The sequence below is a fragment of the Citrobacter sp. Igbk 17 genome (assembly GCF_028069775.1).
Taxonomy (GTDB): domain Bacteria; phylum Pseudomonadota; class Gammaproteobacteria; order Enterobacterales; family Enterobacteriaceae; genus Citrobacter.
The window spans coordinates 16,096-27,107 of sequence record NZ_JANEWI010000052.1 but is presented as its reverse complement, the minus strand read 5'-3'; the positions used below and the strand labels follow the sequence as shown (position 1 = coordinate 27,107).

The 11,012-nt window shown below is 51.6% G+C and carries 10 protein-coding genes and 1 rRNA gene; 4 read left to right on the top strand and 7 right to left on the bottom strand.

All coding sequences use genetic code 11. The annotated features are described in order from the left end of the window. Nucleotides 1–2: 2 nt before the first annotated feature. Both rrf and NNO08_RS21475 read left to right on the top strand, forming a co-directional pair. A 5S ribosomal RNA gene (gene rrf / locus NNO08_RS21480) occupies nt 3–118 on the top strand. Between the two features lie 446 nt (nt 119–564). Further along, entirely contained in the window at nt 565–1,863 is a 1,299-nt protein-coding gene (locus NNO08_RS21475; protein ID WP_271440654.1) for an MFS transporter, read from the top strand. Here NNO08_RS21475 and NNO08_RS21470 read toward each other — a convergent pair. The 5 genes from NNO08_RS21470 to trxC form a co-directional block, all read right to left on the bottom strand. Then, the gene (locus tag NNO08_RS21470; RefSeq protein ID WP_137383478.1) at nt 1,860–2,183 is read right to left on the bottom strand and encodes a YfiM family lipoprotein; all 324 of its coding nucleotides are present in this window, start codon (nt 2,181–2,183) and stop codon (nt 1,860–1,862) included. The two genes, NNO08_RS21475 and NNO08_RS21470, sit on opposite strands and share 4 nt — an antisense overlap. A 44-nt stretch (nt 2,184–2,227) precedes the next feature. After that, nucleotides 2,228–3,583 carry a CDP-diacylglycerol--serine O-phosphatidyltransferase gene (gene pssA, locus NNO08_RS21465; protein WP_271440707.1) on the bottom strand — a complete coding sequence of 452 codons (1,356 nt, stop codon included), beginning with the start codon at nt 3,581–3,583 and terminating at the stop codon, nt 2,228–2,230. A gap of 114 nt (nt 3,584–3,697) precedes the next feature. Next, nucleotides 3,698–6,358, bottom strand: coding sequence for a bifunctional acetate--CoA ligase family protein/GNAT family N-acetyltransferase (locus tag NNO08_RS21455; protein ID WP_271457508.1), 2,661 nt, complete (start codon nt 6,356–6,358; stop codon nt 3,698–3,700). Nucleotides 6,359–6,394: 36 nt separating this feature from the next. Continuing rightward, nucleotides 6,395–7,093 (bottom strand): tRNA-uridine aminocarboxypropyltransferase, encoded by a 699-nt coding sequence (gene tapT, locus NNO08_RS21450; protein ID WP_271440656.1) that lies wholly within the window; start codon nt 7,091–7,093, stop codon nt 6,395–6,397. 69 nt (nt 7,094–7,162) lie between these two features. After that, a complete protein-coding gene (gene trxC, locus NNO08_RS21445; RefSeq protein WP_137383461.1) occupies nt 7,163–7,582 on the bottom strand; it encodes a thioredoxin TrxC in 420 nt (139 codons plus the stop codon). A 207-nt stretch (nt 7,583–7,789) separates the two neighbouring features. Here trxC and NNO08_RS21440 point away from each other — a divergent pair, with 207 nt between their 5' ends. Next, nucleotides 7,790–8,869, top strand: a complete 1,080-nt coding sequence (locus NNO08_RS21440) for a tRNA/rRNA methyltransferase (protein WP_271440657.1) — start codon at nt 7,790–7,792, stop codon at nt 8,867–8,869. A 33-nt stretch (nt 8,870–8,902) separates the two neighbouring features. On the opposite strand, the gene ung is transcribed toward NNO08_RS21440, so the two are convergent. Continuing rightward, nucleotides 8,903–9,592, bottom strand: a complete 690-nt coding sequence (gene ung / locus NNO08_RS21435; protein ID WP_137383463.1) for a uracil-DNA glycosylase — start codon at nt 9,590–9,592, stop codon at nt 8,903–8,905. A 318-nt stretch (nt 9,593–9,910) separates the two neighbouring features. Here ung and grcA point away from each other — a divergent pair, with 318 nt between their 5' ends. Next, a complete protein-coding gene (gene grcA / locus NNO08_RS21430; RefSeq protein WP_003037563.1) occupies nt 9,911–10,294 on the top strand; it encodes an autonomous glycyl radical cofactor GrcA in 384 nt (127 codons plus the stop codon). Between the two features lie 79 nt (nt 10,295–10,373). Here grcA and eamB read toward each other — a convergent pair whose 3' ends face one another. After that, a complete protein-coding gene (eamB, locus tag NNO08_RS21425; RefSeq protein WP_271455217.1) occupies nt 10,374–10,961 on the bottom strand; it encodes a cysteine/O-acetylserine transporter in 588 nt (195 codons plus the stop codon). Nucleotides 10,962–11,012: the final 51 nt, after the last annotated feature.

Here is an 11,012-nt window from a genome sequence, read left to right as displayed (position 1 = left end):
TGCCTGGCGGCTGTAGCGCGGTGGTCCCACCTGACCCCATGCCGAACTCAGAAGTGAAACGCCGTAGCGCCGATGGTAGTGTGGGGTCTCCCCATGCGAGAGTAGGGAACTGCCAGGCATCAAATAAGTGAAGAAGCCCATCCTGCCGGATGGGCTTTTTTTCGTCTGTGCGGGGTGGAAACCGCCGGATGCACCGGACTGAATGTATGTTGTAGGCCTGATAAGCGCAGCGCATCAGGCACTCCCGATGGCATTTTGCCGGATGCGGCGTCCCGCCTTATCCGGCCTACAACGGCACCACAAGGTAGGCCTGATAAGCGCAGCGCATCAGGCATTCCCGGCGGCACCTTGTTGGATGAGGTATTGGCCCACAAAAGCTCACACTATTTCTGACAGACAACCTGCCCCTCTTCCCTCGAACATTTCTTAATCCTTTTCCTGCTAATTAAAATCGTGATCTATCTCTCATAATAAATTATAACAACTATATAACATTTAATTTACTAAAACAGACGCAAAACATCATTGATAGATTCATAAGATCCTGGCAGGGGTACAATTCTAATGGCTGATAGCAGTGTAACTGAGAACGGGGCGCTGGCAGATGGCGACACCCGGCGTCGTATATGGGCAATTGTTGGTGCATCGTCAGGGAATCTGGTTGAATGGTTTGATTTCTATATCTACTCTTTCTGTTCCCTTTATTTTGCCCACATCTTTTTTCCTTCCGGAAATACCACCACTCAATTGTTACAAACCGCCGGAGTTTTCGCAGCAGGGTTTCTGATGCGGCCAATCGGAGGATGGCTTTTTGGTCGTATTGCAGATAAACACGGACGTAAAAAGTCCATGCTGTTATCTGTCTGCATGATGTGCATGGGATCGCTGGTGATCGCCTGTCTGCCTGGATATGAGACGATCGGCACCTGGGCTCCCGCACTATTACTGCTGGCCAGATTATTCCAGGGGCTGTCCGTTGGTGGGGAATACGGTACTAGCGCGACTTACATGAGTGAAGTAGCCGTTGAAGGTAAGAAAGGTTTTTATGCTTCATTCCAGTACGTGACATTAATCGGCGGGCAGTTACTGGCATTGCTGGTTGTGGTCATATTACAGCAAACCCTGGAAGATTCTGCGCTCAGAGCCTGGGGCTGGCGTATTCCGTTTGCGCTGGGCGCTGTATTGGCGATTGTGGCATTGTGGCTGCGTCGTCAACTGGATGAAACATCAAAACAGGATGTCCGTGCGTTGAAAGAAGCGGGGTCTCTGAAAGGGTTGTGGCGTAATCGCAAAGCCTTTGTCATGGTACTTGGCTTTACCGCTGCTGGTTCTCTGTGTTTTTATACGTTTACGACCTACATGCAGAAATATCTGGTTAATACGGCGGGTATGCATGCCAACGTGGCCAGCGGCATTATGACGGCCGCATTGTGCGTGTTTATGTTGGTACAACCGCTGTTCGGTGCGTTGTCAGATAAAATAGGCCGACGGACTTCAATGCTATGTTTTGGTGCGCTGGCGACGATTTTCACTGTACCTATTCTGTCTGCGCTGCAAAATGTGAGTTCTCCGTTTGTGGCATTTGTCCTTGTGATGTGCGCCTTGTTGATCGTCAGTTTCTATACCTCCATCAGCGGGATACTGAAGGCAGAGATGTTTCCAGCGCAGGTCCGTGCGTTGGGGGTGGGATTATCGTATGCGGTAGCCAATGCCCTGTTTGGGGGTTCGGCTGAATATGTCGCGTTATCCCTAAAATCTGTCGGCATGGAAACGTCATTCTTCTGGTATGTCACTGCTATGGCGGTGGTCGCATTCCTGGTTTCGCTGATGTTACACAGTAAGGGAAAAGGCTTACGCCTCTAATGATGTGCCAGTTGCCAAACGGCATAGCCGGTTGATGCGCCCGCCACATCCCAGGCAAAGTCTTTCCAGCTCCAGCCGCTCCCAGCGGGGCGGCTGTCCCACAGCTCTTTTGATGCCCCAAGGCTGACAGAGAACATCAAACCGATAGCTGCGCTACGATCGCGGCTGTTTCCCTGATGCTGTGCATACTCGTTCCCCGCTGCGGCAAGCATGGCCGAGGCGATAAAGTGTTGAGCTTTGTCTTGCCCACTCCAGCTGTCGTTAGCCATGTGACTACAACCGGAAAGAAGCAAAACACTGGCAAGAATACACAGGCGCACCGTTACCTCTATAGGAAAAACCCCGTCACTGGACGGGGTTTTGATTACAGAATACGGCTGATTAATCTGTCGATTCGAATACGGCGTAATCGACGGATAAGCTTACGCACTTTCACCGGATAGTCAGCAATACTTTGCAAGTCGCGATAGTGTTTCACGACGGTGGTGTGCGTGCGGATAAGCTCCAGCTCTTTATCACGCTGGGGAGTCAGTTCCTGCTGGGGATCATGGATAAGAATGGCATTTTCCAAATCCAGCCGCCAGGCGCGGGGGTTAAGATTATTGCCGGTGAGCAGCATCCATTTATCATCAACCCACATACCTTTCAGATGATAGGTGTTGTCATCGTCTTTCCATAAGCGTACGACGAGCTGATCGGTATTCACGTAATACTGTAGCCGGCTCAGGAAACGGCGCAGATTAATTTCATATAAATAGGGCAGCGCGCCGATGATCTTAAAGGGTTCATCTTCCGGAATGAAAAAGTCGTTAGCCGTTTTATCGCCGACAATGATCTCGACCTTTTTGCCTTCGCGCAGCAGTTGAATGATATTGCGTACCAGGATGGCTGGCAGGTTGAAATAAGGCGTACAAATGGTGAGTTTGTGCTCCGCACAGGGCATGAGGTGGAAAATAGTCTTATTTAACAGACTGGATTTACCGAGCCCAACCAGCGGCGTGACTGACAGTTGCTCATTATCCGCATCTCCCTGGAAATGGAAGGAGGCATCGCGCAATTCCTGACGGTACAGGCGGATATCGTTTTTAATTTCCGGACTTTTAGGACGATGGATATCATCAAGACGATTAACGCCGCGCCCATTCATCAGGTTCTGCGTAACCCACTCGTACATGATATCGGCCATCTTCGCGTTGCGAATCAGCTGATAGCGGTCATAGCGGTATTTATCATGTTGGTGTAAGTAAACATCGTTCAGACTGGCCCCGCTATACAGGACGCTATCATCAATGATAAAGCCTTTAAAATGCAGAACACCAAGCGCTTCGCGGGTGTTAATTGGCACGCCGTAGACAGGGATATCGATACCAGGGTTTTCTTGCGCCATGCGGCAATACCAGTCAGCGTTGGTATTGGATGCCGCAACACCAATGCGTCCACGCTGGGCTCGATGCCAGTCGACAAGCACCCGAATATCCAGTTCAGGACGCTGCCGCTTTGCCGCATAGAGCGCGTCGAGTATGCCTTTACCGCCGTCATCCTGTTCCAGGTACAGCGCAATAATGCAGATCCGTCGCGTCGCGCTGGCTATTTTCTCCAGCAGAGTCTCCCTGAAATTTGCGGGAGCATAAAAGAAATCTACATCATCAACTGACTGAGAAATCTTAGGTAGTTGGGCAAGGTGTTGTTGATGTTTATTACGCTTAAATTTTGACAACATCACAGTGCATTTCTTCTCTGTTCATTGAAGGGTCCTCTGTGCTTTGCAGACGACATAAGCGGGCAATGATACCACCAGTACCCATGAATGTGGTCAACATTTCCAGTACCTTACTCACGATTCCTCATATTGGGCCAGATTCAGCGTTAGCCCAACAATTCCCTCTTCGAGCTGGACGTCGACATCAAACCCGAGTTTTCGGGCCAGGGCGACCATCCCACGATTGTTTGGCATCGTAATACCATTTAAACGTCTAAGTCCGTGATCTCGCGTGTATGCAATCAATTTTTCCATCAACCGACGACCTAAACCCAGCCCTTTGAGGTCTGAACGAACCAGTACGGCAAATTCCGCATCGATATTATCCGGATCGGAGATAGCCCGCGTCACGCCGAGGATCTCTTCGTGGTTATCACGACAACGCACGGCCACAAAGGCCATTTCCCGATCGTAGTCGATCTGCGTCATGTTAGCTAAATCTTCATGGGTGAATTCGTTGATCTCGCTGAAGTAGCGATAGTAAAGATCTTCTTTCGTCACCTGTGAAATGAACTGCTGCAGATAGGGTTCATCTTCCGGAAGAATAGGGCGGAACAGACAGCGCTCGCCATTCTTCATCTCGACCCACTCTTCAAGCTGATGGGGATAAGGGCGTACCGCCAGCCTGCTTTCGTTATCGCCCGTGAAAGGGGCAATATCCAGTGTGACGTCCAGGGCAGTAAATTCCCCAGCAGAGGCCAGCAGAGGATGGATATCCAAGCGCTGAATTTCCGGACAATCGACGATCAGGTTGGAGACCTGCACCAGAAGCTGGCTTAACCCGGCGATATCCAGTGGACGTAGTGCGCTGCGAGCGCGGATCTTTTTGTTTTTGATCCCCTGGATCACCAGATAACGCGCCAGGTTCATGTTGAGTGGCGGCAATGCGACAACAGCTTGTTCTTCAGGACGCCACTCAACTCCGCCTTCACCCAACATAATCAGTGGGCCAAACACAGGGTCATGTTCGACGACGACGCGCAACTCCTGAGCACCGGCGCGGTTAGCCATACTTTGTACTAACAAACCGTGGATGCGTGCCTGTGGCCAGGCCATTTTTACCCGATCAAAAATCGCATTCGCAGCCTGCTGCACTTCTGTTGCCGTACGCAGGTACAACATAACCCCCTGAACTTCTGACTTATGTGGGATATCAGGAGAGCGAAGCTTCAGTGCTACCGGGTAACCGATTTGTTCTGCAATGTGTACGGCTTCCGCACTGTCGCTGGCGATCCAGGTTGGTAAAGTGTGTAAACCATAGGCTTGCAAAATCGGCTGTACTTCATGGGTATCCAGCGATGTTGCTCCCTCAGCAATCGCCTGCTGTAACAGATTATGCGCCTCGGCGGTGTTGGCGGTCAGGCTATCGGGTAGGGCTGGTGTTTCTCGCAGTTGCTTCTGGTTACGCCGATATTCGACCATGTGCATGAAGGCCGTAATGGTACCTTCCGGCGTACGATAGGTGGGTAATCCGGCTTCACTAAACAACCTGCGAGCTTCCTGGGATGAAAACTCGCCGCACCAGTTGGTCAGCAAGGAGACGAACTTACCTCGCGGATGGTGTTTGACGGCTTCAATTAGCGCCTGTGCGCTCTCGGTTCCGGGGGCTGCCGCACTGGGTGAGTGAATGACCATCAGTGCGTCAAAATCCTGACTGGCGAGTAAAATATCCAGTGCCTTAACGTAGTGTTCGCTGCTGGCATCGTCACGCAGATCCAGTGGGTTGGCGATATCCACGTGAGCAGGTAAGGCATCGCGTAATTTCTGGCAGGTTTCCTCACTCAGCGCGGCCAGCTTACCGTTTCGCGACCACAGTTCATCTAATGCCAGCGCCGCGGGAGCGGCCCCATTGCTGATGATCATCAGTCTGTCGCCACGTAGTGGGCGCATGTGGCTCAGGGTTTCGACCGCCGAGAAAAGTTCATGAGTGTCCTGTACGCGCAATAAACCAGCACGTTGAATCGCCGCATCCCAGGCTGGGTCCATTCCGGAACTGGTATGCAGTAAACGCTGTGCTGCGGGGCTACGGCCACTTTTAATCACCAGAATAGGTTTGTTACGCGAGGCGCTACGCGCGGCGGAGACAAAACGCCGGGCATCGCTTAAATGTTCGAGGTAGAGCAATATTGCGCTGGTTTTGCTGTCGCGCGCCAGGTAGTCGAGTAGTTCATCAACATCAATATCCAGGCTGTCGCCCAGTGCGATAAAGTAAGAAAAGCCCATTTCTCTCTGCTGTGCCCAGTCGAGTATGGTATTGGATACAGCGGCGGATTGAGAGATAAAAGCCAGCTTACCGCGCTTAATCGGAACGGGGGAGAAGCTGGCGTTAAGTCCCTGCCAGGGGGCCAGAAGCCCGAGACTGTTAGGGCCCAGTAGACGAATTTTATAGCGTGATGCGCAGGCCAGCAGTTCAGCATGCTGCGCCGCGGGAGCCGAGAGAATAATGCAGGTTTTGCAGCCTTTCTCGCCCAGTGCTTCCAGTATCGCCAGATTACGGCTGGCATTGGTACACAAAATGGCCAGGTCAGGAGAAAAAGGCAGGCTACCAATATTGGGCCAGGCCAGTACGCCCAACACGGCTTTCCAGGCGGGGGTCACTGGTAAAACGGGGCCGTTGAACCCGCCTGCCAGCAGGTTACGCATCATCAGGTATCCTGCTCGATTGGGCTTCATTGATGCCCCAATCACGGCAATGGATTTCGGTCGCAGTAGCGCTTCCAGACCACGTTGACTCATATCGGCTTCCTTAATGACTCCAGTGACCGAATGATTTTAAACGCTTTCTGTTGAGTCTGCTGTGACGCTTCCCTGATGTTGAGTTTTTCCTGCCAGGTAGCGTGTTTTAAAGCGCGTGAAGTGAGCGCTTAAGCCTTCAGCCGCTTGCGTATCCCCTGCCAAATCCAGTAAGGCAATGGCGACTTCGGCAGTGCAGTACTGTCCCTCGGCATGCACCCCGCGCAGGTGGTATGCGGAAAGGCGCGATAGATCGACGGAGATCACCGGCAGGTTGTCGAGGTAGGGACTTTTACGGAACATTTTACGTGCTTCCGGCCAGGTGCCATCAAGCATGATAAACAAGGGTGGTTTACCGGCTGGCGGTGTGAAAATGACTTCACGTTCTTCACCGGCATAAGACGCGGGGAAAACGACCATTGGCTGATAATCAGGATGCTGCACCAGATCAAGCAGTTCCTGCGGTGGTTCGGTACGAGACCACTGAAAAGCCGCAGTATTGGGTAAAATATCGGCAATCAAGCGTCCTGTGTTACTGGGCTTCATCGGTTCGGTATCGAACATCATCAGACAAAAACGGCTTTTGGCCTGAGAAGGCACCCATGTTGCGCACAGGCAGAGTTTCAGCGGTAGCAGACAACGCTGACAGCGACGAATGCGGTTGCCTCGGGCAAGAAAAGGACGTGTGGCGCGCGCGAGGCGCTCAGCGCGTAACTGAAGAACAGCGTTATCGGTCATGAGGAAACACGTTGAAAAACGCTATTGTCGCAGAGGTGAAAACGGGGCACAAGATGCGCCCCGCAGAGATTATAATGATTCGTTAAGCCAGCTATCAAACGGGGCTTTGGGTACTGCGCCATTCAGCATATCGACGACTTCACCCTTCCTGAAGATCATGATGGTCGGAATGCTGCGGATACCGAAACGTGCGCTGAGTTCGCGTTCGGCTTCCGTATTCACTTTAACAAAGCGCACTTTACCGCTACGCTCTTCCGCGACATCTTCAAAAATAGGTGCGAAGTTACGGCACGGGCCACACCATGGTGCCCAAAAATCAACTACCACCGGAAGATCGTCTTTTAGCAGCTTATCCAGCGTTTCACCGGTCGCATTGATCACCTCCCCGTCAAACAGGTCGTGACCACAGCGTCCGCATTTGGCCGCTTCCTGAACACGATCGTCGGGAATGCGGTTGATAGCCTGGCAGCTGGTACAAACGGTATTCATAACTAACCTCTGGATGAGTAGGGTGGACTTCGCGGCAATGACGCCAGTATGTTTCTATTATGTTACATATTATCGGAGAGACTGTTTTAAACAACAATGCGTTTTATTCAATGAGTACAATAGTCATTAGCTTTTAAATGAAATAATGGCTAACGACGTGCACATCGGGTAATCTGCGCGCTTCGCGCAGAGCAGGTGGAGAAAAACATGAGCGACGAACTGAAGAACAAAAACGGCAAGGTCAAAGTGATGTACGTCCGCAGTGACGATGACTCGGATAAACGCACCCAAAATCCACGTACTGGCAAAGGCGGCGGTCGCCCCGGTACTTCCCGAGCCGAAGGCGGTCGTCGCCCTGCCCGTGATGACAGAAAGGGTCCGAACAGTGAACGCGGTCGTGAACGTGGTCGTGACCGTGATGTAGAACGCGATCGCAGACGTGAAGATTCACCGTGGCGTACCGTATCCCGCGCACCGAATGATGACACTGCGGATAAAGCCGATCATGGTGGCATCAGCGGTAAGAGCTTTATCGATCCTGAAGTACTGCGTCGTCAGCGCGCGGAAGAAACCCGTGTTTATGGCGAAAATGCGTGTCAGGCGCTGTTCCAGAGCCGCCCGGACGCCATCGTCCGCGCCTGGTTTATTCAGAGCGTCACCCCGCGATTCAAAGAAGCATTGCGCTGGATGGCTGCAAACCGCAAAGCCTATCACGTGGTTGATGAGGCCGAACTGGCGAAAGCGTCTGGTACTGAGCACCATGGCGGTGTTTGCTTCCTGATCAAAAAACGTAACGGCACTACCGTTAAGCAGTGGGTTGCTCAGGCCGGAGCGCAGGATTGTGTGCTGGCGCTGGAAGATATCGCAAACCCGCATAACCTGGGCGGTATGATGCGTAGCTGTGCGCACTTCGGCGTAAAAGGCGTAGTAGTACAGGACGCAGCATTACTGGAATCAGGTGCGGCTATCCGTACCGCTGAAGGTGGTGCTGAGCATGTACAACCCATTACTGGTGACAGTATTGTGGATGTGCTGGATGATTTCCGCCAGGCGGGTTACACCGTCGTCATGACCTCAAGCGACAAAGGTAAGCCGCTATTTAACACCACGCTGCCAGAAAAAATGGTGCTGGTGTTAGGCCGCGAACGTGAAGCTCTGCCTGAAGCAGCTTGCTCAGCAGACGATCTGTGCGTTGCAATTGATGGTACTGGCAACGTAGAAACGCTTAACGTCTCCGTTGCGACAGGTGTGCTGCTCGCGGAGTGGTGGCGTCAGAACAAAGCCTGATAATAAAAATGCCAGCGATTCGCTGGCATTTTTTTACTCGCTCTCCGCCGGTAATACCGGCATCCAGTCGATCGGCTTTTCTCCCCGTTGTTCCAGCCATTCATTTGCCAGTACAAAGTGATTACAGCCAAAGAAACCGCGATGGGCAGAAAGGGGGGACGGGTGCGGCGCTTTCAGCACATGGTGGCGCTGTGCATCAATAATGGCCCCTTTCTTCTGGGCGTGAGAGCCCCAAAGCAGGAAAACAACGCCTTCACGATGTTCGTTAATCAGGCTAATGACTTTATCGGTAAAGGTTTCCCAACCCAGGCTGGCATGCGAATGTGCCTGACCCGCCCGAACGGTGAGAACGGTGTTCAGTAGCAGCACCCCCTGACGAGCCCAACTCTCCAGGTATCCATGTGTCGGACGGGTAAATCCCGGGATGGTGGCTTCCAGCTCTTTATACATGTTCAGTAATGACGGCGGAGTGGCGATGCCTGGACGTACAGAGAAAGCCAGACCATGGGCCTGCCCTGGACCGTGGTATGGATCTTGTCCCAGAATGACAACTTTAACGTCGCCAAGCTCAGTAAAGCGAAAAGCGTTAAACACATCTTTTTGTGGCGGATAAATTGTCATACCTGACTGGCGTTCGCCGGCAACGGTATGCAGCGTGTTCACAAAATAGGGCTGCTGTTTCTCCTCAGCCAGCACATCGTGCCAGGTTAATTCGGTGGCCATCTCGCTCTCCTGCGATTTTTTCAATCCCCATAGCTTAACTGCTTCTTTCAACGGCGCAAAATTCTGCACGCTTCTCAACGTGCTACCCCTTAAAGATAGTTGAAAATTTATGTAAAAAGTTTACCTGCGCATATGATGTAAGTTGATGTAAAACAATAAAATCCATCTATCACCACTTTTCATGTGTGGTTTTTGTTGATTTAAATCAAAGATTCAAGGGTGTGTGAGGGGTATATATACACTCAAGCAACAATGGTTTTACCAATTGGCCGGATGAGGCCAACCGAAATCAAATAATTTTGCCGGGGAGGCATCAACATGATTACAGGTATCCAGATTACTAAAGCTGCAAACGACGACCTGCTGAACTCTTTCTGGCTGCTGGACAGCGAAAAAGGCGAAGCACGCTGCATCGTTGCGAAAGCAGGTTTCAATGCTGATGAAGTCGTTGCCGTCAGTAAACTGGGCGAAATCGAATACCGTGAAGTACCGGTAGATGTACAGCCAGAAGTTCGTGTAGAAGGTGGTCAGCACCTGAACGTTAACGTTCTGCGTCGTGAAACACTGGAAGATGCAGTTAAGCACCCGGAAAAATATCCGCAGCTGACCATCCGTGTTTCTGGTTATGCAGTACGTTTTAACTCGCTGACTCCAGAACAGCAGCGCGACGTTATTGCTCGTACCTTTACTGAGAGCCTGTAAGGCTCGCGGGGAGTAACCCCGATTAGCAGAAAATCAGAAGGCGGAAGATGTTAGTGCATCTTCCGCCTTTTCACATCCGTTAGTAAAAAATCCTCACCGCACAATAAACCAACAGTAGTGCCAGAACGATATTCAGCTGCCGTCCATAGTGGCGGAAGATACGCTGAAAAAGATGACCAGCCAGCGCCCAGCAGGCATTGCCAAACGTTCCAATCAGCGCCAGCAGAATACTGACACCAACCAACCAGTAAGCATCCTGGGTGTATGGCAACACAAACGTGGATAACGCGGTAATGCCGTACAAAATGATTTTGACGTTTACAAATTGCAAACCAAAACTCGCCCAAAAGCTAATCGGTTCCGCCTGTAGGCTATCGTTTGAGGCTGGGCTGGTGGCGATTTTCATGGCCAGCCATAAAATGTAGGCTGCCCCTGCCCAACTCAGCCAATGAATGATAGCCGGATCCAGGACGGCCAGCGAAAACGAGATACCGGCGCACAGCAGCATGACGATTAAAAAGCCCAGACTCATTCCTGCCAGAACACGCGTGCTCTGACGCAAGCCATGTGATGTCGCCGCACTGAGCGCGAGGATATTATTCGGGCCGGGTGTTAGCGCAGTAATCAGTGTATAGGTCCAGAATGCACTTAAAAGCATGGGTGTCACTTGTTATCTCCTCTGTTTTAGCAGACAGTACCCGAGACACAACATTTAAAA

Excerpts from the sequence above, each read along its gene's own strand:
- grcA (WP_003037563.1), top strand. The coding sequence starts at position 9,911 with ATGATTACAGGTATCCAGATTACTAAAGCTGCAAACGACGACCTGCTG.
- tapT (WP_271440656.1), bottom strand. The coding sequence starts at position 7,093 with ATGACCGATAACGCTGTTCTTCAGTTACGCGCTGAGCGCCTCGCGCGC.
- NNO08_RS21455 (WP_271457508.1), bottom strand. The coding sequence starts at position 6,358 with ATGAGTCAACGTGGTCTGGAAGCGCTACTGCGACCGAAATCCATTGCC.
- ung (WP_137383463.1), bottom strand. The coding sequence starts at position 9,592 with ATGGCCACCGAATTAACCTGGCACGATGTGCTGGCTGAGGAGAAACAG.
- pssA (WP_271440707.1), bottom strand. The coding sequence starts at position 3,583 with ATGTTGTCAAAATTTAAGCGTAATAAACATCAACAACACCTTGCCCAA.
- trxC (WP_137383461.1), bottom strand. The coding sequence starts at position 7,582 with ATGAATACCGTTTGTACCAGCTGCCAGGCTATCAACCGCATTCCCGAC.
- NNO08_RS21475 (WP_271440654.1), top strand. The coding sequence starts at position 565 with ATGGCTGATAGCAGTGTAACTGAGAACGGGGCGCTGGCAGATGGCGAC.
- NNO08_RS21440 (WP_271440657.1), top strand. The coding sequence starts at position 7,790 with ATGAGCGACGAACTGAAGAACAAAAACGGCAAGGTCAAAGTGATGTAC.